Source organism: Mucilaginibacter sp. Mucisp73, assembly GCF_059491465.1.
This window is the reverse complement of sequence record NZ_CP168507.1, coordinates 1,734,652-1,758,281: the sequence shown is the minus strand read 5'-3', so window position 1 is coordinate 1,758,281 and position 23,630 is coordinate 1,734,652. Positions and strand designations below refer to the sequence as shown.

The following is a 23,630-nucleotide window of genomic DNA, read 5'->3' as shown; positions in this document are numbered from 1 at the left end:
GTGTTTAAGAATATGACGCTTTTTCAAAAAAAACGTTGCAATTTTTTTGATTTTTTTATCTCTACCAACTTCGGCAAAGATTCACTACAACCTGAAGTTAAGCGATATGTAAGGATACCAGCCCTCACTTGAATGACCGGCCAGCAATTGCAATACTGTTAAACTTGCCGGTGCAAAATATAACCCGCCGCCGGTACCGGTATGCCACTTATCCGAATGCTCATCTTCTATCCAAACACGCCCCGTATCATAAAAGCCTACCAAACCCAACTGGCCAGGTAAAATATAGCTGGCTATATCAGCAAGTTTAACCCTTGCCTGTAAATTATTGAACACGATATGCTTGCCTGCAAACCGGTTTTGCAGATACCCCAATAGGTTGCCTTGTCCGCCCAAAAACATTGATTGATAAAAGGCCGGCTTTCCAAAACTTACACCGCCACCAACACGATCAGATAATACAATAGCACCGCCAGGGGTTAGTTTTTGATAGAAAGTAAACTCTGGCTTAATCTGTACAAAAGATTTGGAATAACTGTTAAGTCCTTCATAACCTTGTACCGTTACAGTAAAATAGTAGCCCTTTGTAGGCAGGATGTTATTATCACGTTGATTTGTGATATAATTGATCAGTGCGCCAAGATGAGCTTTATTTTTCCCAACTGTTAAGCTATCGTAAGAATTGATGAGCGATGTTTGATTGATGAACCGCCCGGTATTGTCATTGAGATTGAGATGATAATATTGAAATGACGGACCAACACTGATATCGCTGTTCTTGCCCGTATGCCAGCGTAAAGCCGGATCAAACTGATAAATATCATACCGTGTACGGTAGTAAGTACGATAACCAGGAAATTTATTTAACGGGCTTTCATTACCCAGGCCAAAAAAGTTCACCGTATTATCAGGCGACTGGATGTTGGCCTGCATAGTAAAATCAGCTTTGCCAACGGCATCTATCCATTCCCCCCGGTATTTGATCCTGAAAGCATCCGTAGCAAACGAATGGGTGATCATTACCTGCTGTAATGTTGAATAAGGCAATTTCCTGAAACCATCATGACCGGTATATTGAAAACCCAGGCCAAGTAAAAAGCCATCATCCTTATTTAACGCTGCAGTGGCAAGCGGCATCCACACATTGTATAAATTGGTGGGTAAAAACTGAGTATTTGAGATATCATTTGAAAGATGCTTGTTTAATTGGCCAACGTTGCCGGTAAAATTGGTGCTATCCCGCCGACCATAAAATTTTATTGTTTGTGCCGACTGCTTAACCTCAACAGTTTTACTACCCACACTATCAATCAATCTTAACTTAATGGGCGAATTGGCATTATTAATAACTATGCGGTCATTTCCGGCAGAAACATACAATCTTATTTCTTTAGTGATTTCGGGCTTGTACACCATATCCATAAACTGATCTTTGGTTTCGCCATCTTTATTCAGTTTATTAATTGTTATACGCATAGCCTTGTCGGGCGCATCGGCAACGGTGATCAGTTCGCTTTTATCAGTAGCGCGGATATCCACTATCCTATTAGTGAATTTATAATACTCACTCATTGCTGCCGGTATATTATCCCGGCGTTGTTTTAATATGGCAAGCAACTCTTTATGCCTCAATTTATAGCTTTCTGCAGGCAGGCGTTTTAAACTTTCTTCAAGCACCGCATCAGTTTCTGCTTTAACAAATTCATTGGCAATCTGCATCCATCGTTCGTAGCTTATTTGTGCATCCGGATACTGCTTCATGAACCTTGTTTTAAAAAGAGAATATTTCACATGTGGAATATCCCCTGTAAAATCTTCAAGTAAGGGATCTATCCATGGCAGGGCTGCAATACTCGGAAACACACCCTGTGTAACATGAAATACCTGGTCACGGTCACGTGGTACAGCAACATAGGTTTTACCTTTACCATTTTTAGTATCAGCCCAGCGCCATTGATCTTCGTGCCTGTCCCAATCACCCATTAAAAGATCAAGCATGCGGGCGCGTAAAAAGCCTTCTCCATCCAACCTGTTATCATAGCTTTTAAGCAGTTGCCCTTCCATTTTAAGGGTATTATCTGATGAACCAATCGGCTCCCTTTCCTCTATCAAACATACGGTACCAACAAATAACTTACTATATTGTCCAAGTGCGGGATCTTCGGCCACAACACCTATAACCGGGTTAGCATGCGGCACACGCGCCACTTCAGCAAGAGGCGGCACAATCAAAGCGGAATATGGGTGCTGGCCGCTAAATTCATCACCAACCCAATCAACAGCAAAGGTACCCTGCAAATTTTCGGGCAACAGTTTATCCGGTGTTTTTTCAACACTACGCAATACCCACTCGCGGCCGGTTTTATCTTCCAAACGTAACGACTTTGATTCCATACCACCACCTTGTTTAATAGGTGATAGTCCGCCATTTATTTGCGATAGTTTTATAACCGGAAGCTTCACTTTCATGGCCCAGTCCTTACGATAGTTTTCGCCGAACAGCCAACGGTGAATCCCGCTTACATCATCATATGAGGCGTGAACACTTACAACAGTGCTATCCGGAAATTTTTGCCAGGCCGATGGCGCTATAGCCTGGGCATTAGCATACACTGCCGAGCCCGTAAGAAATAAAATAGTAAGTATCCTTTTTGTCATGAGGTGATGTGTTTAAGATGCAGGACTTAAAATACAATAAACTAAACTGTTAACAAGAGACATACCAAACACGCAAGCATCTAAAATACAGATACTTAACAAAAATCAGCACAAAAAAAGTAGCGATATATCGTTATTTTAAAAGGCGATTCTGAATAACACAACAATATCGCCGTTATCTTAATAGTCTTTTAAACTCTTACACAGGTATAAAAATAATCAATCTGTAATCATTTTACACATCAGGCAGGCGGTTATGTTATTACCGTTCTGATATTGACCGAAAAAGATTTTGAAAGCAAACAGCCTCTAAATACTAAATTTTATTAGTTTTATGATTGTATGACCCGCAACGATAAATCGCCACACATCCTTAACGCAGCATCAAATTTACTGGGCTTGTGCTTTGTGGTACTTACCTCATTGAAATTCCTGAAAATGTCCGATCGGACCTATATTGACGAAACAGTAACCATAGCACTTGTTTTCTTTATGCTAAGCTGTATACTTTCTTTTCTGTCTATCCGGGGAAATATAAAACCCGGTGGCCGGTCAGAAGCTGTGGCCGATTACCTTTTCCTGGCTGGGATGATCGTATTATTTGTTACCGCTATCTTAATCATATTTAAGGTAATGGTTTAGCCACACCTATTATAATAGGCTAAACTTTTATATGATCACCAATTGCAAAGTCCTGCAATATTTAATGCACCTAAAAACGGGCTGAGCCTCTGGCAACGCTTTTATTATTATTACATTCCCATTAAAAAAACCAGTTAAATTAGAAATTATAATATCTATTTACTGTTTGTAAGAAAAATTTTGCAATAGTGTAAATTGATTGTAACTTGTATTTCAATTAACCTTACTGCATTTTACGTTTTTTAGTTTTATCTCCTGCATTATAACACTCTGTTTAAAGCAATTAACAGAGCGGCGCGTTTGTTAATAAATAATTTACTGAAAATTACGGCTTAACGATTTGATAACTTTGGGTTTTCATTATTTAAAAACTACCCTCCTACATTTATCAAATCATAAGTTTTAGCCGGATATGGCAACTTCTTATTTAAATTCTGAATCAGGATTTTGTAAAGAATTAGCCATGCAATATTTTGAAATTTGATATGACAACTACTCAACCTAACAATATTACCATGTCATCCGGCCAATTTCTTTTCATAACGGCTAACTACAGAATCTATACAAAATCGGTCTATACCTTAATGCCTTTCACAAACAAAATTCCGGGAATAAAAAGCTAATTGAAATAAAAGGATGAAGAAAATATTATTCATTACCGGTTCAATTAACCAAACCACTCAAATGCACCAGATAGCTAATGAGCTGCCTGAGTTTGACTGCTGGTTTAGCCAGTTGTTTACTGATAATACTACCTTAAATACCATTATTAATAAAACTACCCTGCTTAGCGGCACAGTGCTTTCTACCAAATTCAGGTTCATTTCTGAAGAGTACCTTCAAAAACATGCTTTACAAATTGATTTCAGGGCACAAAAAAACAAATATGACCTTGTTGTATTCTGTACCGATTTGATTGTGCCCCCGCGCATGCGCAACATTAAAACCATTTGGGTGCAGGAAGGGATGATTGATCGTTACACTCCCTGGAGCAGTGTTGTTAAAGCCCTAAAGCTTCCTCCTACACTTTGCGGCAGCACCTCGTTAAACGGTTCGTCAAACATATGTGATGTCTATTGTGCCGCATCAGAAGGTTACAAACAGTACTTTACAGGTAAAGGTACCAGCGAACGCAAAATTGTGGTAACCGGCATGCCAAACTATGATAACCTGGTTCAGCATGTTAATAATGATTTTCCGCACCATAACTATGTAATGGTAGCCACTACTGATATGCGCGAAACATTCCGCATTGAAAACAGGATTGCTTTTATTAAAAAAGCGGTAAAAATTGCCAATGGCCGCCCTTTGCTCTTTAAACTTCATCCGAATGAGAATGTCGGGCGTGCAGAAAAAGAAATCTACGCCAATACGCCGGCCGGTACATTGGTATACAGTAAAGGCAATACTAACCATATGATAGCTAATTGCTGTGAGCTTATTACACAATACTCAACGGTAGTTTATACAGGTATTGCTTTAGGCAAAAAAGTTCATTCACTTTTTGATGTCGATGAGCTTAAAAGACTTGCACCGATACAAAACGATGGCGTATCAGCAAGCAATATCGCTGCCATTTGCCGCGGTTTTTTAAACCACGATGGCGATAAGAAAAGTTTTGACCCGCACACGGCTATGGATAAATACCAGGTTAATAAGCCGGAGACGCAATTAACCGAAGAACTAATAGCTAACTGGTAATCATTTACCGTGAAACAGAAAATATTAATTGTAGTACAGGCCCGCATGGCTTCGAGCCGTTTACCGGGTAAGGTAATGCTGCCTATATTGGGTAAAAGCCTGCTGGCAAGGATGATTGAGCGGCTTAAAATGATCGGTCACGAGGCAGAAGTGATCATCGCCACATCCGAAACGCCGGCTGATGATATCATCATCAATGAAGCTATCAACATAGGTGTCCCTTATTATCGCGGCAGTCTGAATAACCTGCTCGACAGGCATTACCAGGCAGCGAAATTGCATAATGCAGATGTTGTATTAAAGATCCCCTCTGATTGCCCGCTCATTGACCCGCGTATTGTGGACCATGTATTGGATTACTTTTTTGCCAACCAAAACAGCTTTGATTTTGTAAGCAACCTGCACCCGGCTACATATCCCGATGGCAACGATGTGGAGATCATGACCATGGATTGCCTCACCAAAGCTTGGGAACAAGCAAGCCGGGAGCTGGAACTGGAGCATACCACTCCTTATATATGGGAAAATCCTCAATTATTCAGGCTTGGTAACGTAACCTGGCCTGCCGGTTTGGATTATTCCATGTCGCACCGGTTTACGATTGACTATGCAGAAGACTATTATTTCATAGAACGGGTATTCCGCGAATTATATGCAGATAACAATAATTTCTCGTGCGATGATATTCTTAACCTGCTAACTCAAAAACCCGAGATCTATAATATCAATGCACAATATGCCGGGGTAAACTGGTACAGGCACCATGTAGATGAGCTAAAAACCATTACATCTGCCCAAACCAAACAGGCACCCTCAAAAAACTTACAGGAATTATAACAAGCGAATGATAACAGTGGAGAACAACAATTACCAGGAATTAACAGGCACCGCTCTGAAGGTACGGGAGCACATCATCCGCATGTCTACCGATGGCGGGTGTTTTACAGGTGCATCGCTATCGGCGGTGGACCTTATTGTTTATTTATATAGCCGCTTTTTAAACATTAACAAGGATAATCTTGATGATCCAAACCGCGATTACCTTTTTCTGTCAAAAGGCCATGATGTACCTGCCTTGTACGGCACCTTTGCCGAACTGGGGTTATTGGAAAAAGAACGTTTAAAAAACCACCTGCTACTTAATGATCATATTTACTGGCACCCAAACACCAAAATTCCGGGCATTGAGTTCCACTCAGGCTCATTAGGCCATTTACCTTCGGTAGCTATTGGCGTCGCTATGGATTTGAAGATCAGCGGCGGCACAAACAAAGTTGTTTGCATTTTGGGCGATGGCGAACTGAACGAAGGTACCTGCTGGGAAGCCATGCTGGTAGCTAATGCCTATAAATTAGATAACCTGCTATTCGTGGTCGACCGTAACCATTTCCAGGCCAATGTGCGTACGGAAGACCTGATTCCGCTGGAGCCGCTTGCCGACAAATTTGAAGCTTTTGGCGCGGCAGTTAAAAGAATAAACGGGCACAGCTTTGCCGAGCTTGACCAAGCTTTCGGCGCCTTCCCTTTCCAGGCCGGGAACCTGAATGTAATTATTGCCGATACCGTACGCGGCAAAGGGCTGCCAAGCATACAGGAACGTGCAGATAGGTGGTTTTGTAATTTCAATGCAGACGAGATTCAGCAGCTTTTATTAGAGCTGCACGGCGAACATCAAACAACATTAACATCAGAAACTTTAGTGGTGCGATAAGATGAGTTACGAAGAACTTTTAACCCAAACAGCCCTTGCCAACGAGCAAGTGATTGTAATGACTGCCGAAAACCGCGCGCTGGTACGTAACCTGCCCGGTATATTAGGCAAACGTTTTATTGATACCGGTATTACCGAGCAAACCATGATTGGTGCGGCGGCGGGCCTTGCCCTGCGTGGCCGTACCCCGGTAGTACACGCGCTTGCCGCTTTTTTAACCATGCGTGCATTTGAGTTTGTACGTACCGATGTTGGCATCGCCAATTTGCCGGTTAAGTTGAGCTCATTCATCCCCGGTTTTTTATCAGACGGTAATGGCCCTACCCACCAGGCTGTTGAAGATATCTCGATTATGCGTGGCATCCCTAATGTAACCGTATTTGCCCCGGCTGATGAAGATGACCTGGTAAAAATGCTGCCTCAGATCTGGGAAAGCAAAAGCCCGGCATACACCCGCATCAACACACGCAAAACCACTTACGTACACGAACCTTTTACCCCAGGCAAAGCCGAAGTGACAGCTGAGGGCAGCGATGTAACCATTTTAACCTACGGCTTGTTATTTGAGCAGGCGCTCATCGCTGTTGAAATGCTGAAAAGCGAAGGCCTTTCTGTTGGTTTGATCAACATGCGCAGCCTTAAACCTGTTGATGAGCAGGCTATATTGAAAGCATCGGCACAAAGCAAACTGGTAGTTACGCTTGAAGACCATTTTTTAACCGGTGGTCTTTACACCATTGTAGCCGAAGTTTTATTAAAACACCGTACCACAGCTAACGTACTGCCTATGGCGCTGAACGAAAAATGGTTCAGGCCGGCACTGCTTCCATCAGTATTGGAGCACGAAGGTTTTACAGGCAAACAGATTGCCGAAAAAATACTGGGCTACCAAACTACCCACAACCAACCACAAATTTTAACACCTGAATTTTCAGAATAAAAATATTGACCATGGCTAATAAAATAGACCTTAACAACGATTATCCAAACATTACCGAGTCAGACAAATTATACGAACGCGCTTTAAAAGTTCAGAAACCGGTTACTCAAACCCTCGCTAAAGGCCCGGGTCAATTTACCAAAGGTGTAGCGCCAAAATATCTTGTAAAAGGTAAAGGATCGCATGTATGGGATGTAGACGGTAACGAATATATTGACCTGAACTCGGCTATCGGCCCTATTTCTTTGGGTTATGCCTACCCTGCTGTTGACGAGGCTATCCGTCAGCAATTGAATGATGGTATTACCTTTTCATTGATGCACCCACTTGAGGTTGAACTTTCAGAACTGGTACAACAGGTTGTACCTAATGCTGAAGCGGTAAAGATCTCTAAAACAGGAGCCGACGTTTGTTCAGCAGCTATCCGCGTAGCACGTGCATTTACTGGTCGCGATAAGGTATTTTGCTGTGGTTACCATGGCTGGCACGACTGGTATATTGGTATCACCAGTCGCAACTCGGGTGTGCCTGAAGCTATCCAGGATTTAACTTACACTTTTGAATATAATGACATTGAATCAGTAAAAGCAGCTTTGGATGAAACAGTTGCTGCCCTTATACTGGAGCCTTTCATTTTTGAGGCACCGAAACCGGGCTATCTGCAGGAACTGGCAGAAGTTTGCAAAGCTAATGGCACCCTGCTCATTTTTGACGAAATGTGGACAGGCTTCCGTGTAGCAGTTGGTGGCGCGCAGGAGTATTTCAATGTTAAAGCTGATTTGGCTGTGTTTTCAAAAGCATGTGCCAACGGTATGCCAATAGCATTGTTAACAGGCCGTGCCGATGTGATGGAGTTGTTCAACTCTGAAGTATTCAGCTATACAACCTTTGGCGGCGAGGCTTTATCATTAGCGGCTTGCATCGCTACGATCAATGAGCTTCGCGATAAAAAGGTACCACAATACCTTGACGAACATGGTGCACTTTTAAAAGATGGCTACAACAGCCTTGCCATTGAGTTGGGCGTTGACAAATACACACGTTGCGTTGGTTTTAACTGTCGCAGCATGGTGACCTTTACTCCCGATGCAGGTAATGGATTGGAAGTAAAAACCTTCATGCAGCAGGAAATGATAAAGCGCGGCGTACTTTGGGCCGGCTTCCACAATATGTGCTACAGCCATAGCACCGAAGATATCGACTACATCCTTGCTGCTTACCGCGATGTATTGCCATTGCTAAAAGCAGCCATCGAAAGCGGTAATATAAAAGATCAACTAAAAGGCGAAGTATTAGAGGCCGTTTTTCGTAAGGTGAGCAATTATAACATTAAACCTAAAAGCATAGCCTAAATCATGGACCTGTTTTCATTAAAAGGGAAAACTGCGGTTGTTACGGGTGCTTTAGGGCTCATCGGTCGTAAACATTGTGAGGCCCTTGTAGCAGCAGGTGCAAACGTAATAGTAGCCGACATAAACGCCGAAGCAACCAGGGCATTTGCCGCACAACTGGGCGATAACCATTTAGGTCTGGGCGTTGATGTAACCAGCAAGGAATCATTAATTGATGCGCTCAACGCAGCACTTGATAAATATGATTCGGTAGATGTATTGGTAAACAACGCCGCCATTAACGATAAGTTCGAGAACCCGGCCATGGCCAAGGAGTTATCTGCGTTTGAAAACTATCCGTTGGAGGCTTTTCAGCAATCGCTCAATGTAAATGTTACCGGCGTATTCTTATGCTCACAGGTATTTGGTACGCATATGGCCTTGCAACGCAGCGGTAGTATCGTCAACATAGCATCAACATATGGCATGGTTGGGCCCGATCAAAGCATTTACCGCGATTCGCGCGGTCAGCAAACTTTTTACAAGTCGGCTGCCTACCCGGTAACCAAGGGCGCTATTATTAATTTCACCCGCTTTTTGGCCGCCTATTGGGGTCATACGGGTGTAAGGGTAAATACCCTTTCTCCGGGTGGTGTTGAAGCCGGGCAAACCGAAGATTTTATTGGCAACTATTCAGCAAAAACTTTATTAGGCCGTATGGCCAAAGCATCAGACTATCAGGGCGCGCTTATATTCCTGGCCAGCGAGGCATCGGCTTATATGACCGGCGCTAACCTGGTTGTAGACGGGGGGTGGACAGCTATTTAATTTAAACCAACTATTATGAACGAGATTTTAAAACAAAAAGCGGCCGGCATTAAATTATTGCTTACCGACAACGATGGGGTTTTAACAGATGCCGGAGTATACTACAATCACGACGGCGAGCTTTTAAAAAAATTCAGCATGCGCGATGGTATGGGGGTTGAACGCCTTCGCAAATTTGCTGATGTAAATACTGGTATTATTACCGGCGAAAACTCGCCGTCATTAATTAAAAGAGCTGAGAAATTACAGATCACCGAACTGCATTTAGGTATAAAAGATAAAGTAGGTGCTTTTAAAGAGATTTGCAACCGCTTAGAGCTGCAACCTAACGAAGTTGCTTTTATTGGTGATGATTATAACGACCTTGAAGTGATGAAACTGGCCGGTCTTACCGCCTCTCCAGCAGATGCTTTACCGCACGTTAAAGCACAGGTTGATTTTGTAAGTTCATTAAATGGTGGCGACGGGTGCTTCCGGGAATTTGCCGAATTGATTATCGAAGCCAAAAACGATAAATATTTATCGGGTAAAAGAAACGGCACCATTACTTTACAAAACGGCCGGGTAATTGGCAAAGGCCAGCCAAGCTATATCATTGCCGAAATTGGCATCAACCACAATGGTTCACTTGATATTTGTAAGAAATTAATTGATGAGGCTGTAGCAGCTAAAGCCGATGCGGTTAAATTTCAAAAACGCACACCTGAAATTTGCGTGCCGCGCGATCAGTGGGAAATTATGCGTGACACCCCATGGGGCCGCATTACCTATATCGACTACAAACGTAAAACCGAATTTGGCATAGCCGAATATGCAACCATCGACCAATATTGCAAAAAAGTAGGGATCGACTGGTTTGTATCTGCCTGGGACGCACCATCTGTTGATTTTATGGAGCAGTTTGATACCATCCTATACAAACTGGCGTCGGCGTCATTAACTGACTTTGCCCTGATCCAGCGTATCCTTGAAACCGGCAAACCGTTAATGCTTTCAACCGGTATGTCGACCATGAAAGAGATCGAAACAACTATGGATTATATCAATGCCTTTGATGAAAACTATCCACTGTTTATTGCTCATTCAACTTCAGCTTATCCATGCCCTCCGCATGAGCTTAACCTTAAAATGATCCAGACGCTGGAGAATAAATATCCGGGCATCCCTATCGGCTATTCGGGCCACGAAACAGGTTTGGCAACTACCGTAGGTGCAGTAGCTATGGGCGCAACCTTTGTTGAGCGCCACTTTACGCTCGACCGTGCCATGTGGGGGTCTGACCATGCAGCGTCTGTTGAACCACAAGGTTTTCAGCGCTTAGTACGTGATATCAGGGATGTGGAAACCGCAGCAGGTGACGGTGAAAAACGTGTTTACGAATCAGAACTTGCACCGATGAAACGTTTAAGGGTAAACATCAGCGACGAATATAAAGAGAAACCAAGCGTTAAATCATAATGTCTCCGGAAAAACTAACCACCATAATTACATCTATTATCCTTTTTTGCTGGATAGGATTCATCATTGCCTGGGAACGAATATCGCCTTACAGAAAAGGCTTGAAATTTTTCAGGGAGGGGTTTTGGATTGATTTGGTGTGGTATACACTAATACAGAGTTATTTTTTAAAAATCCTCATTTTCGATTATATCATTAAGCCTTTAGAGGCGCATTTTGATCTATCGCATCTACACTTAATAAGTAACTGGCCTGTAACATTGCAAGTATTGTTTTTCCTGTTTACGCATGACCTTTATATTTATTTGTTTCACCGCTTTCAGCACTCTAATAAATTTTTCTGGCGTATTCATGAGGCGCACCACTCGGGCAAGGAGGTTGACTTTTTAGCCGGCTCACGTTCGCACGTCATGGAGATCATCATCAATCAAACTATTGAGTTTGCACCTATTATTTTATTAGGTGCAGACCCAATAGTTATACCGATAAAAGCTATGTTAGATGCCATGTTCGGCATGTTTATACACGGCAATATTAAGGTAAACATGGGCAAGCTTAAGTACATCATTAACTCGCCCCAATTGCATTTATGGCACCATGCCAATTACCAGGAAGTTTTTCACGCCAACTTCGCAACGAAGTTTTCATTTTGGGATTACCTGTTCGGCACCGCTTACGATCCTGGCCACACGCCTGGCAACAAGCCCGAAAACTGGGGCCTTTATTATGATTACCCCAAAGATTACTTTTTACAGCACGCCTTCAGCGTAAAACGCTTTGACGAAAAAAATCTGCTTAAATACCGCTGGTTCAACTGGTATTATCACCTGCGGCCACGGTTTATGAATTGGATGAAAACTTTACTTCCTGTTAAAATAAACAATGCACCTAAATTGGAGATTGAGCAGCAACCCGTTACCTTAGTATCCGAACAAGAAAACGTACTACAACAAAACTAACAACATATTGGCCTGGCTATATATTTTAATCGCAGCCGCATTTGAAGCGGCCTGGACATTCTCGCTAAAATTCATGAAATTCAGCGATCTGAAGGCACTTCGTCTTAATTCTGTTTTAAGCCTGCAACATGGCCTGCCTGTTTGGTTACCTTTTGTTGGCTATATTGTTTTTGGCATCGGCAATATCTATTTCTTCTCATTGGCTATAAAACTGGTGCCAACCGCCGTAGCATATGCTGTATGGACAGCGGTAACCCTCATCCTGATTAAATTAGTAGAGGTTTCGTTTTTAAATCAGCGCCTCTCCTACGTGGAAATATTTTTCATGCTACTGATAATGACAGGTGTTTTAGGTTTGAAATTTTATGGACCGGAAATAAAGTAAGCCTGGCGAGTTATTTACCCAACGCCTCCTTTTTTAGTTTTGCCTTCAAAGTATCAAACCGTACCCAATAAAGGCAACAATCTTTTTCACTGGTGCCTTTGGTATAAATCAGGTATTTGCCATCAGGGGTAACATATTCGCCCCAACGGTGTGCATCACCATCGTTAATCAGCGGACCAAGGTTTAACGGTGCTGTCCAGCTATGATCGGGCTTACGAAAAGTGATCCCGAGCTCACATTCGTAATCTGGCTTTTCCTTATAGCTGATGATCATATATGACTCATCGGGCGCTACATAGAAATCGCCGTCGAATGCCGGTGTATTGATAACCGGTCCTAAGCTTTTAATAACTGTATCTGTTTTGGAGATGGTAAGCGCGCAGAAATCGTAAGCACTATAGTCCCTTACGTTGCCCTTATCACCGTTACTACCTACATAAAAAGTTCCGCTGTTGGTCGGCATAAAATTGTAAAGGCCATAACCCTTTTTCAGAAATACAGATGGATCTGTCCAACCGTCTTTGTTGCGATGTGATATCCAAACATATGAATGTTTACCATCGCCTTTGCCTGCAAAGTACATGCTCCTGCCATCAACAGAAAAAGTTGGTGTGCTATAATCATAGTTAAGTACAAAAGGGCCTTGCCATCTGTTATCATCATATTTAAAATAACGGATCTTATTACCTTTTGCATTAAACCAGTGTATGGAGTTGCCGTAATAGAACTCCTTGCCATTTGCAGAAAAGGCCGACCGCCCCATGGCTATGCCACTATCGGGCACCAACATTTGTTTAGCAAAAACACGAGGAGTATCATTGGGACGCGGCTGTCCAAGGTAAGCGTCCTTGCTATTGAAAAAATTGCTTTGAGCGCTTGCACAGCTATAAAAGCAGCACAACACAAGCAGGAAAATTAAAATTCTCATGGTAAAATGGTTATGTTTATTTTATTGGATTTACTATCTGCAAAACAAAGTTAGCGGTGGTTAATTACAAACACCGGTTCAAACCCATTCAAGTTTGTTTCAATTAAAATCAAGTTGTTTTGCCCGTACCATATTCCTCCAGATTGCTCTCTTAAATTAGTGTAAATCAAAATAAAAGCACCTATGAAAAAGGCCATTTTATTATCCGCAACTGCCTGCCTGTTCAGTATCGGAATTGCAGCAAAAGCAGCCAACGCATTAGAAGTACCAGCAGCTGTGAAACAAAGCCTCGCCAAAAAATATCCAAATGCAACCAAAGTAACCTGGGAAAAGGAGAAAGGAAATTATGAAGCCAACTGGGGAGGCAAATCTGGTGAGGATATTTCGGTAACTTTTACCCCCAAAGGCGACTTTGTGGAAGAGGTGGATGCCATATCGGTTAACCAACTGCCTCTTGCCGTTATTGAATACGTTAAAACAAATTATAAAGGCACAAAAATTAAAGAAGCCGGGCGTGTAACCAATGCAGCCGGCAAAAAAATGTTTGGGGCAGAAATAAAAGGGAAAGATCTGCTATTTGACGAAAAAGGAAAGTTTATTAAAATTGATTAAATATAGCCGTCACAATCCTGTTAATCTTAAAATAATACTATCTTTTGTAACAATTCAAATTTAATTTGTACGTTTAAAACAATTGAAAAGCATATTCCGGGCACACGCCCGGAATATGAATAAAACTGAACACTTTTTGTACCCTTAATCTACCACAATTTGCTATCCTCTTTTGAGATTTATTCCCGAACGTCAAACTCAACAAGACTGCTATTCTCTAATCTTTTAACTCCATTGCTTATCCTTATGTTGTTTCCGTTGTGCAGCACAGCACAACAACCAGACAGCGTTAAAAAACCATCAGCTCAGGTAATAACGAGCATTAAAGGACAAGTGATAGATGACGCATCCGGGCAGCCGCTTCCGGGTATTAATGTTAAAGTTGTTGGCGGCAAGTACGGAACCATTGCAGATCCGGATGGGAAATTTGAGTTAAACGCCCCGGGAGCTTTTACGCACGTTACCTTCTCTTATATTGGCTATCAAACCGTTACAAAAGTGATTAAACCTGGACAGGTAAACGTTCTGCACATCAGGTTACATGACAGTCAAACCCAGCTTAAAGAAGTTAAGGTTGTTTCCGGAAAGAAACAACGATACCGTAATAAAGGGAACCCGGCAGTCGAGCTCATTCAGCAGGTTATTGACCATAAAAAGCAAAACCGCATGGAAAGCGCCGATTACCTGCAATATGACCAGTATGAACGCATCAATCTGTCATTTATCGACGTCCCTGCTAAACTGATGAACAGCCGTTACTTTAAGATGTACAAGTTTATGCTTGATACTGTAAAAGATAACGGGCAAACCCAGGTGTTGCTCCCCGCTTATCTCAGCGAAAAACAATATCAAAACTATTATCGCAAAAATCCGGCTAAATCCATCAGTATGCTCAAAGCGCAAAAAGAAGCCAACATCCTCAAATTTATTGATACGGCAGGCCTTGATGTTTATATGAACCGCCTTTACGGTAATGTAATCGATATTTATGATAACAATGTTTTTATCATCACCAACCAGTTTCTGAGCCCTATTGCAGATCACTCTCCTAATTATTACAAATTTTTTATTACCGATACCATACAAACTGCTAAGGAAAAACTGATTGAATTAAGCTTTACACCGCGTACCAAAGGCGACTTGCTTTTTGAAGGTAAATTGCTTGTAAGTATGACGGGCAACTATGCCGTACGGGGCTGTGAACTTAATGTGAACAAACAGATCAATATTAACTTCATGCGAACACTCAAGATCACGCTTGATTTTGAGCAGAATCCTAACGGCCGGTATTTTTTAAGCAAAAGCGATGTTAAAGCCGATTTCGGGATTTTAAAAAACAAAGGCTTGGGGTTAATGGGCGAACGAACGGTAATCTTCTCTAACTATATAGCAGGCAAACCGCTTCCTGCCACATTTTATGAGGGCAAAGAATTGCAGATAGCTCCCGATGCAGACAAGCCCGACACCTCATACTGGGCTCGTAACCGGCCGGATACATTAACCGATCATCAGTCGAAGATGTACCCGCGCATCTCCCGGTTAGAAAAAATGCCGCAATTTAAACGGGCAACCTGGTTTGCAGCTACGTTTACCGGAGGTTATGCCAAGGCGGGGCCGGTGCTGATAGGCCCCATTGGCACATTTTATTCCCGGGACAGCCAGGAAGGCTCCCGCTTTCAGATTGGCGGACGTACCACCACCGATTTAAGCAAATCAATTTATTTTGAAGGATTTGGCGCCTATGGTACTCGCGATAAGGCTTATAAATACAATATCGCAACTTTCTACTCATTCAATAAAACACCTTTTTACCGCTACCCTAATGACTACCTTAAGGCAAGCTATTTAAATGATGTAAACGTACCGGGGAGGGACCTTTCTACTATCAATCAGCAAGCCGCGCTTGCATCGTTTTCAACAGGGAAAACAATATACTGGCTTTATAGTAAGATCGCTAAAATTGAATATGTAAAGGACTGTGAAAACCATTTTTCGTTCGATCTCGCGTTTAGAAACTGGAACCAGCGCCCCGCCGCGGCATTAGTGTTTCAATATAATGATGATGCCAACACTATGGTTCATGACATTACTACCAGCGAGTTGAACCTCGCTTTCAGGTATGCACCGCATGAGCAAATTTTACAGGGAACGGTATACCGCCGCACCATCTACAGCAAATACCCGATCATGAATTTGCAGATCAATCATGGCTTTAAAGGCCTGTTCAATGGTGAATATGATTTCACCAGTGTTAAAGCAAGCATTTTCAAACGGTTTTACCTGTCTCAGCTTGGTTATACTGATATTACTGTACTTGGAAATTATTTAGTGGGTAAAGTGCCATTTCCACTCCTCAATCTGGCCCCGGCTAACCAGTCACTCGCCTATGATGAGGATGCCTATAACCAGCAAACCTACCTTGAGTTTGTAAGCGATCATTATGCGGGTATTAACTTAACCCATAGCTTCAGCGGCTTTTTGCTGAATAAATTCCCATTGATAAAACACCTGAAATGGAGGGAATTTCTATCAGCCAAAATACTATTCGGCGGCTTGCGCAACGAAAATAATCCACTTTATTCACCTAACTTGTTCCGGTTCCCGGTAGGTGGTAACGGGGCAAATGGCACTTATGCTTTAGGCACTAAACCTTATATAGAAGCCGGAGTAGGGATAGGTAATATCTTTAAGTTTTTGCGGATAGACGGGATCAAAAGGTTTAATTACCTTGACCATCCGGGGGCTGCGGAATATGGCGTTAAATTTAGTTTCGCCCCGGATTTTTAAACTAAGTTCCGGCTACAGCCGGAACCTTATAGTAACAATTAAAAATTACAATCTTTTCCAGGATCGATATTTTCCCTATCGCGGGTAAGAACAGCTTCACCGTTTTTGAAGTTGACAATCCAGATGCTATCATAATCATCATCAGGCCATTTCAGGTTATCCTGCTTCACCCCTAATGAACGTACAATTGTCGCTATACCCCCATGTTTCCATACTACGAGTATCACACCTGTACGACTTTTTAAATCGGCGGCTAAACCTAACGAGTCCTTTTCCGTGCGGGAGCTGTTTACCGTTAAATTGTACTTGGCGGCAAGCGGCACAATTGTTTGAAACATCCTGGAATGTTTGGTAGCCTCTCCTAACCCCAAACCAGGCACAAATATTTTGTCAGGCACACCAAATTTAGCTGTTATTACAGCCGGTAATTTTAACGATCTGTTTATTCCCTGGCAGTTCAGATTATCCCCTTTAAGTGGTTTTTCCGCATGACGGATAAACACAATCTTTAAATCAGCTGATTGTCCATTGACCGATAATGCTGTTAGCGACGATATGACTGATAGGCAAAGTATACAAATAAACTTTTTCATTTTTTTTGAGCGTATAAAAAAGAATAGCCGGATTAATTCCGGCTATTCCTGAAGAGTAAATATTATTATTTAGTGTTGATTTCCTGAACCATTTAACTGGTATGCACCAAGATCGGTACCAGGTAATGTTGCGTCAGATAAGCCATAAACCTTATCAAGCGGTACCGTAATTAACGGTTTAATGGTAGTGTTACCCTTACCGATAAGCGGCGAGCCGGCCAGCAAACGGAAGTTAAAGTTACCTATGGCGTTATATTGGTACAACGGATGACCTACCGTTGGAAGCGGGAAGTTCAGGAACATGGGGTTGTTTTTCTGAACAACATCACTACCGTCATAAATAGAGCCTAAAGTATAATTTGAAGGCAGGTATTTTGCAGATGTTGTGATTGATGGGATATCCGTGCTTTGTGGCTGCGTGATATAACCTGTTGGGTAAAACTGGTTAGCTACATTTAATGAATCAGCCCATTGATAGTTATTACCGTATGAAAGGTGGGCAACATCGGCAACCGGGCTGCCTACCACACGATAGCCAAACTTACAGTTAATAGCTACGTTATTATAATACATACCCGCTGCACCTTCTTCAAAGTTGATACAACCACCACGACCGCTTTGTACCTGGCGATAACCACCGCTAACAAAGGTGTTATTATACATTACAATATTGGTTTGCGGGGCACCAGTTGCCTGACCTTTATTTGATGCTTTTTGGCCATTGGTTGCGGTACCGATAAACATATTGTAGGCCATGGTACCAACAGTACCACCTTTGGCATTTAAACAGTCACCGCCGCTGACACCATTTTTTTCAAAGGTATTTCTGAAGATAGCTATTTTACCTGCTGAGATCCTAACAGGGTCATCCACCCCACCGTATAACCAGGAATCTTCCATTATGAAGCTGCCTTTATAGTTGGCAAATAAGATACTGTATTGGTTGCCTGTACCCGAACCTGCAATGGTTGACGTGGCTTTGCCCTCGGTTAAGCCTGCATACTCCACGTGTGTCCATCTTAGCACTAATAAATTACAGGTTGGTCCACCAATAATACCTTTCCATTTACCAGCGTATGCAGGATCGGCAGCAGCAGTAAGGCCACCGGGCGCATCATTTTTCACAATACCAGGAACGGTGATCCAGTTTGGCTGATTTTTTGAACCGTTACTCACCAGGGTACCAAGCGCTATCAGACTGCTTCCTGCACCCATATTCAATGTAACGCCAGGCTGCAATAATAAAGTATCAGTTGGGTTGATCACCAAATCACAACCGTCTTCAACGGTGTATGTTTTGCCGGTAAGCATGGTACCTTTTACCGGGATTACTGTTGAACCGCTTGAGCTGCATGAAAGGGGAGCCTTATCACTTACCGGGTTTGCAGCCGGCGGTGTATAGCTATAAATGTCCATGTGCTCACCTTTCCATTTCTGGCAACCGGTAAATGTGGCGGCCATCAGGATACAAATAACTGGGATTATATATTTTTTCATTGTTGCTTTTATTATAATTTATACCTGAAACCACCGAGGAATAGGGTTTTGTAATAGTCGCTTTGTACAAGCGTTTGACCTGCAATGTCCTGTTTGCCTAAAAACTCCTGCTGCTTTGCATCAAGACTACCATGCGGGTATTTCAAATAGATTTTGCTGGCCGCGTTGGTGATATTATTAACCTTGCCATAGAAAGAAAATCTTTTGGCGATAGTTTTTTCGAAAGAAAAATCTAACTGGTTGTAGGCATGCTGATAAAAATCGAGGTTATAGTATGGTGATACCTGCGCCAAACGCTCGCCGGTGTAAACAAAAGCCAGTTGCATATCCAAACCTAACTTCGCGCTTTTGTACAGTACAGATGCATTACCCACATGATCTGCCTGACCTTGCAGCGGGCGCGTTTGATTCACATTGGTTTGCTGTAAACCCAGTGTAGGATCCTTTGAGTAAAGCAATTTGTTGGTGGTTATCCTTGAGTGGGTATAAGTATAGTTGATTGAAAAGCCTATCACACCAAAGAATTTAGTAGCCAAAGCTTCAAAACCATAGTTGGTAGCATCACCCTCATCGTTTTGTGGTTTAATAACCTGATCACTCGGACCGCCATTGCGCACAACAAAGTACTCAATTGGATTATAGATCTTTTTGTAGAAAGAACCTAACAATAACTGATCGGCACCGCCAGGGAAAAACTCATAACGTACGTCGTAATTATCGGCAGTGATATGCTTTAAATATGGGTTACCTACCTGGTCATAATATTCGCCGGTAACTTTATATGGCACCTGCTCACCAAAGCCCGGACGGCTGATTGCCGCAAAGTACGATGCACGGATGTTTTGATTATCTGTTAACTGGTATTTTAAGTGGATACTTGGTAATACATCGGTGTATTTAATGTTACCGCTTCTTTGTGTAACCGTTTCGGGCGATTGGGTGTTGTAGGTCAAATCGGTATTTTCGATTCGCACACCGCCTAATACCTGCAGTTTCGGCAACAGATCAAACTTAACCTGTAAATATTCGGCATTGTCATTTTCCGTTACGTGGTAGTTATTTTGCAGATCGGGGTTATTGGCACCGATACCATCAGCAGCCGAATTGAATGCAAAAGGGATAGCGTCGAAATTATTATTGAACAAGGTTGATTTACCACCGGTTAATGAATAAGTGATATAATCAGCATCCCTCACTTTATGGCGATATAAACCACCTGCAGAAAACTCAACATCTTTACCGGCAATTTTAGGAGTATAGATCAGATTAGCATACCCCGAAATGTCTTTATCGCGGTTATTTTCCCAATGATGATCTAACTGGGTATTATTGTCAACCTCGGCAGTAACTGTTCCTGAGTTATTGAGGGTTTTATTAGCATCATAAAAAAACTCGGTTCTATCCGGCTGGTGCCTGGTAGCTTCGGAATATACTCCGTCCCAGTTTAAACGCCACTCATTGCCAAGCCAGTGATCACCATGCAAGGTTGAGTTATAGATATTTTGCTTAGTTAGCATACTCCTGTTTGAGATGGTGATCTGCTTGCTTAAGCCGGTTGAGTTTAAGCCCAAACCAAGGGTGTCAGAAGTAAAGCGCGATTCAAATTCGCTTTGATGAATGTATAGGTTGTATAACGAGATCTTGTTTTTGTCGTTAATCGCGTAATCTATTTTGTTGTGGATACCTACGCGTTCTGTTTGGGTTGAATAAGTACGGTCATAAGCATCAGAAAACTGCGGCGAGTTTGGCAACGGGATAGCCGAAGGCTGCGCATTTGGGGTAAGCTGCTTTGAGTTAGAGCCACGGTATATGTTCTGATAACTTGCAGATACAATAACGCCTAATTTTTTATTCAAAAACCTATCACCAATAGTGAGGCCGGCGGTTGAGCTAAAAGGAGTTGAAATATTTTTATCGCTTGTAAGCGCCTTATTGCTAAAATCGGCATAGGTAGCGGCATAGCTGTTACCATTGATTGCTGCCGGAGATTTACTGTTAGGAGACGCGCTAAAACCAACAAATGGCCTGCTTGATGAAAACAGGGTAGAAAAACCACCCGAAACGTTAGCGCTGAAAGTAAACTGGCTTGGCGCACTTTTCATCACCAGGTTCATTACACCGCCAATGGCGTCGCCTTCCATACTTGGGGTAAGCGCTTTGATCACTTCAAGTCTTTCCAGCATTTCTGAAGGGAATATATCCATAGGCACAAACCGGTATTGAGCATCCGGGCTTGGTATTTTAATACCGTTTACCAATGTTGAGTTGTAACGCTGGTCCATACCCCTAATTATAGCGTAACGACCTTCGCCACTTGCCGAACGCTGAATGGTTACACCGCTAACACGCTGCAAAGCGTTAGCCACCGTAACATCGGGCAATAACTTAATGGTATTTGCCGAAAGTACGTTGATAACCATCGGTGTGTTTTTTTCAATACTGCGTACAGCGCCATCGGATTCTTTGTTTGTCTGGGCTTTAACCTGTATTTCTGTCATCTGCATATCGGCGTCCTGCAAGGCCACGTTTACCGTAATGACTTCATTGACCGATGTAATATTGCCCTCCCTAACTTTAGAAGGGCCGTAACCAACATAATTTACCTGTATTTTGTATGGCCCATTCTTTAAATTTTTAAAGCTATAAGCGCCATTAAGGTTAACCGCAACAAATTTGCTAACCCCATCCTGGGTTAAGTGAACTGTTGCTCCGGTAAGGGGTTCGCCGGTTTTAGTATCGGTTACCTTTCCCCTTATGGTTTGGGCATTAGCCGAAACGGAAAATAGCAGGCATATTGAAAATAAAAACAATAGCCTGTTAAGAAAGTAGGTGTATTTCATGAACAACGGGTTTAATTTTCCGCAAAGAAACCCGCTGAAAACTGGAGAAAAATTGAATAAAAGAGCCTAAAACTATTAGATAACCCAAACTTAATAAATGCTTAACATAAAAGGCTGAATTGCATTAATTACCTCCAAATTAAGATGGGCAGCTTCTATAACAAGGCTGTCCTTTCAGCTTATCCGGCTTTTATTTTAGGTAGGATCAACTCCTAACCTGTTGATGCTACTATCCTCGAAAACAAGGTAGCTGATTATCCCCGATTAACACGATAGCTTAAAAATACACCACGCGAAGCTATGCTAACAGACTGTTTATCAATTAAAAATAACATTTCCATAAAATTGGTTAACCAAGCAAAAACGCAAACGTTTGCGTAAATAATTAACAGCATTGTGGGTGCAATATGTAAATACCATGTTATAATTGGTAATCGGTAAGTATTCTGTTAACCAATTTCTTTTAAGCTACCGGGTTAAACACATTAAACATCGAAAAATATGACGGCATTTAAAACTCTTGGACAATTTATTATTGAGCGGCAAAAAGATTTTCCTTATGCCAAAGGCGAGCTTTCTCGGCTACTTCGTGATATTGGGATCGCCGCCAAAATAGTAAACAGGGAAATTAACAAGGCCGGCCTTGTTGATATTTTAGGTGATGCTGGCTCCTCCAATATTCAGGGAGAGTCACAAAAAAAGCTGGACATTTATGCCAATGAGCAGTTTATAGCAGCATTAAGAAGCGGCGGGGAATGCTGTATAGTTGTTTCGGAAGAAAATGATGAATACCTGGTTATAGATTCGGATATTTCAAAAGAAGCAAACTACGTTGTTGCACTTGATCCTTTAGACGGATCATCCAATATCGATGTCAATGTAGGCGTAGGAACCATATTTTCTATTTACAGACGAAAATCAGACACAGGGAAACATTCCACAAACGAAGATGTATTACAGCTTGGTACCGAGCAGGTGGCTGCAGGATATGTCATTTATGGATCTTCAACGATGCTTGTATATACCACAGGCAAGGGTGTTAATGGCTTTACCCTTGATCCTTCAATCGGTGAGTTTTGTCTTTCGCACCCTAACATGACTGTTCCGGCAGCAGGAACAATTTACTCAATAAACGAAGGCAATTACATTCATTTTCCGGATGGGGTAAAAAAATATATCAAATATTGCCAGGTAGAAGATCCGGATACTAACCGACCATATACTTCCAGGTATACAGGATCGATGGTTGCGGATATACACCGGACCTTAATAAAAGGCGGAATTTTTATTTATCCCCCTACTACAGGCGCAAAAAAGGGAAAACTGCGGCTGATTTACGAGTGTAACCCTATGGCTTATATTATTGAGCAAGCCGGCGGCAAAGCATCAGACGGATACAAAAGAATTATGGAAATTGAAGTAAAGGAACTACACCAGCGATCCTCCATATTTATTGGCTCAATGGATATGGTACTCAAAGCCGAAGAATTTATGTCATCATTTTCTCCAAAATTATTTGTGAAATCGTTTGAAGGAGAAGTTAAAATTCAATAAGAATATTGAAAAGCGCGATAGTGACCACGTTAAGCGCCAACTTTTTGTAAAGCTGCTTTCACAATTTAATGCTTTAATTGCAAGTTAAAAATACTGGGCAAAACTTAGTTTTGAGGTGGAGTAAGACAATAATCGACGAAAATTGTTTTTTCTTCCGAACTAAAATTGTCATGCAAATGTCATGAAGTGTGAAATACTTCACAACT

Annotated in this window: 18 protein-coding genes; 13 read left to right on the top strand and 5 right to left on the bottom strand. The window is 42.0% G+C overall.

What is annotated here, in order from left to right; translation table 11 throughout:
- Positions 1-84: 84 nt before the first annotated feature.
- Positions 85-2,658 carry a BamA/TamA family outer membrane protein gene (locus ACEN82_RS07650; RefSeq protein WP_413322124.1) on the bottom strand — a complete coding sequence of 858 codons (2,574 nt, stop codon included), beginning with the start codon at positions 2,656-2,658 and terminating at the stop codon, positions 85-87.
- A 342-nt stretch (positions 2,659-3,000) separates the two neighbouring features.
- Between ACEN82_RS07650 and ACEN82_RS07645 the strand changes: the two genes are divergently transcribed.
- The 10 genes from ACEN82_RS07645 (at position 3,001) to ACEN82_RS07600 (ending at position 12,613) form a co-directional block, all read left to right on the top strand.
- On the top strand, positions 3,001-3,300 hold the full coding sequence (locus ACEN82_RS07645; RefSeq protein WP_176627528.1) for a hypothetical protein: 300 nt from the start codon (positions 3,001-3,003) through the stop codon (positions 3,298-3,300).
- 636 nt (positions 3,301-3,936) lie between these two features.
- Positions 3,937-5,001: a hypothetical protein gene (locus tag ACEN82_RS07640; protein WP_413322125.1), complete on the top strand. Its 1,065-nt coding sequence runs from the start codon at positions 3,937-3,939 to the stop codon at positions 4,999-5,001.
- Between the two features lie 9 nt (positions 5,002-5,010).
- Entirely contained in the window at positions 5,011-5,838 is an 828-nt protein-coding gene (locus ACEN82_RS07635; protein ID WP_413322126.1) for a cytidylyltransferase domain-containing protein, read from the top strand.
- 7 nt (positions 5,839-5,845) lie between these two features.
- Positions 5,846-6,712 (top strand): transketolase, encoded by an 867-nt coding sequence (locus ACEN82_RS07630; protein WP_413322127.1) that lies wholly within the window; start codon positions 5,846-5,848, stop codon positions 6,710-6,712.
- Between the two features lies 1 nt (position 6,713).
- A complete protein-coding gene (locus tag ACEN82_RS07625) occupies positions 6,714-7,652 on the top strand; it encodes a transketolase family protein (RefSeq protein WP_413322128.1) in 939 nt (312 codons plus the stop codon).
- An 11-nt stretch (positions 7,653-7,663) separates the two neighbouring features.
- Complete coding sequence (locus ACEN82_RS07620) at positions 7,664-9,004, top strand: aminotransferase class III-fold pyridoxal phosphate-dependent enzyme (RefSeq protein ID WP_413322129.1); 1,341 nt, start codon at positions 7,664-7,666, stop codon at positions 9,002-9,004.
- Between the two features lie 3 nt (positions 9,005-9,007).
- Positions 9,008-9,811, top strand: coding sequence for an SDR family oxidoreductase (locus ACEN82_RS07615; protein ID WP_413322130.1), 804 nt, complete (start codon positions 9,008-9,010; stop codon positions 9,809-9,811).
- Positions 9,812-9,826: 15 nt separating this feature from the next.
- Positions 9,827-11,269: an N-acetylneuraminate synthase family protein gene (locus ACEN82_RS07610; protein ID WP_413322131.1), complete on the top strand. Its 1,443-nt coding sequence runs from the start codon at positions 9,827-9,829 to the stop codon at positions 11,267-11,269.
- A complete protein-coding gene (locus ACEN82_RS07605; protein WP_413322132.1) occupies positions 11,269-12,228 on the top strand; it encodes a sterol desaturase family protein in 960 nt (319 codons plus the stop codon). Before ACEN82_RS07610 ends, ACEN82_RS07605 begins: the two co-directional genes overlap by 1 nt.
- Before the next feature lie 7 nt (positions 12,229-12,235).
- A complete protein-coding gene (locus ACEN82_RS07600; protein ID WP_208102497.1) occupies positions 12,236-12,613 on the top strand; it encodes a DMT family transporter in 378 nt (125 codons plus the stop codon).
- 10 nt (positions 12,614-12,623) lie between these two features.
- Here ACEN82_RS07600 and ACEN82_RS07595 read toward each other — a convergent pair whose 3' ends face one another.
- Positions 12,624-13,541 carry a hypothetical protein gene (locus tag ACEN82_RS07595; RefSeq protein WP_413322133.1) on the bottom strand — a complete coding sequence of 306 codons (918 nt, stop codon included), beginning with the start codon at positions 13,539-13,541 and terminating at the stop codon, positions 12,624-12,626.
- 183 nt (positions 13,542-13,724) lie between these two features.
- Between ACEN82_RS07595 and ACEN82_RS07590 the strand changes: the two genes are divergently transcribed.
- Positions 13,725-14,153 (top strand): PepSY-like domain-containing protein, encoded by a 429-nt coding sequence (locus tag ACEN82_RS07590; protein ID WP_413322134.1) that lies wholly within the window; start codon positions 13,725-13,727, stop codon positions 14,151-14,153.
- A gap of 246 nt (positions 14,154-14,399) precedes the next feature.
- Positions 14,400-16,940 carry a DUF5686 and carboxypeptidase-like regulatory domain-containing protein gene (locus tag ACEN82_RS07585; protein ID WP_413322135.1) on the top strand — a complete coding sequence of 847 codons (2,541 nt, stop codon included), beginning with the start codon at positions 14,400-14,402 and terminating at the stop codon, positions 16,938-16,940.
- 38 nt (positions 16,941-16,978) lie between these two features.
- Here ACEN82_RS07585 and ACEN82_RS07580 read toward each other — a convergent pair whose 3' ends face one another.
- From ACEN82_RS07580 to ACEN82_RS07570, 3 genes are all read right to left on the bottom strand, one after another.
- Positions 16,979-17,533, bottom strand: coding sequence for a histidine phosphatase family protein (locus ACEN82_RS07580; protein WP_413322136.1), 555 nt, complete (start codon positions 17,531-17,533; stop codon positions 16,979-16,981).
- A 69-nt stretch (positions 17,534-17,602) separates the two neighbouring features.
- Positions 17,603-19,030 carry a hypothetical protein gene (locus tag ACEN82_RS07575; RefSeq protein ID WP_413322137.1) on the bottom strand — a complete coding sequence of 476 codons (1,428 nt, stop codon included), beginning with the start codon at positions 19,028-19,030 and terminating at the stop codon, positions 17,603-17,605.
- A gap of 11 nt (positions 19,031-19,041) precedes the next feature.
- Positions 19,042-21,870, bottom strand: a complete 2,829-nt coding sequence (locus ACEN82_RS07570) for a TonB-dependent receptor (protein ID WP_413322138.1) — start codon at positions 21,868-21,870, stop codon at positions 19,042-19,044.
- 501 nt (positions 21,871-22,371) lie between these two features.
- Between ACEN82_RS07570 and fbp the strand changes: the two genes are divergently transcribed.
- Positions 22,372-23,424 carry a class 1 fructose-bisphosphatase gene (fbp, locus tag ACEN82_RS07565; protein ID WP_090526829.1) on the top strand — a complete coding sequence of 351 codons (1,053 nt, stop codon included), beginning with the start codon at positions 22,372-22,374 and terminating at the stop codon, positions 23,422-23,424.
- Positions 23,425-23,630 lie beyond the last annotated feature (206 nt).

Excerpts from the sequence above, each read along its gene's own strand:
- ACEN82_RS07650 (WP_413322124.1), bottom strand. The coding sequence starts at position 2,658 with ATGACAAAAAGGATACTTACTATTTTATTTCTTACGGGCTCGGCAGTG.
- ACEN82_RS07645 (WP_176627528.1), top strand. The coding sequence starts at position 3,001 with ATGACCCGCAACGATAAATCGCCACACATCCTTAACGCAGCATCAAAT.
- ACEN82_RS07640 (WP_413322125.1), top strand. The coding sequence starts at position 3,937 with ATGAAGAAAATATTATTCATTACCGGTTCAATTAACCAAACCACTCAA.
- ACEN82_RS07630 (WP_413322127.1), top strand. The coding sequence starts at position 5,846 with ATGATAACAGTGGAGAACAACAATTACCAGGAATTAACAGGCACCGCT.
- ACEN82_RS07625 (WP_413322128.1), top strand. The coding sequence starts at position 6,714 with ATGAGTTACGAAGAACTTTTAACCCAAACAGCCCTTGCCAACGAGCAA.
- ACEN82_RS07620 (WP_413322129.1), top strand. The coding sequence starts at position 7,664 with ATGGCTAATAAAATAGACCTTAACAACGATTATCCAAACATTACCGAG.
- ACEN82_RS07615 (WP_413322130.1), top strand. The coding sequence starts at position 9,008 with ATGGACCTGTTTTCATTAAAAGGGAAAACTGCGGTTGTTACGGGTGCT.
- ACEN82_RS07610 (WP_413322131.1), top strand. The coding sequence starts at position 9,827 with ATGAACGAGATTTTAAAACAAAAAGCGGCCGGCATTAAATTATTGCTT.
- ACEN82_RS07605 (WP_413322132.1), top strand. The coding sequence starts at position 11,269 with ATGTCTCCGGAAAAACTAACCACCATAATTACATCTATTATCCTTTTT.
- ACEN82_RS07595 (WP_413322133.1), bottom strand. The coding sequence starts at position 13,541 with ATGAGAATTTTAATTTTCCTGCTTGTGTTGTGCTGCTTTTATAGCTGT.
- ACEN82_RS07590 (WP_413322134.1), top strand. The coding sequence starts at position 13,725 with ATGAAAAAGGCCATTTTATTATCCGCAACTGCCTGCCTGTTCAGTATC.
- ACEN82_RS07585 (WP_413322135.1), top strand. The coding sequence starts at position 14,400 with ATGTTGTTTCCGTTGTGCAGCACAGCACAACAACCAGACAGCGTTAAA.
- ACEN82_RS07580 (WP_413322136.1), bottom strand. The coding sequence starts at position 17,533 with ATGAAAAAGTTTATTTGTATACTTTGCCTATCAGTCATATCGTCGCTA.
- ACEN82_RS07575 (WP_413322137.1), bottom strand. The coding sequence starts at position 19,030 with ATGAAAAAATATATAATCCCAGTTATTTGTATCCTGATGGCCGCCACA.
- ACEN82_RS07570 (WP_413322138.1), bottom strand. The coding sequence starts at position 21,870 with ATGAAATACACCTACTTTCTTAACAGGCTATTGTTTTTATTTTCAATA.
- fbp (WP_090526829.1), top strand. The coding sequence starts at position 22,372 with ATGACGGCATTTAAAACTCTTGGACAATTTATTATTGAGCGGCAAAAA.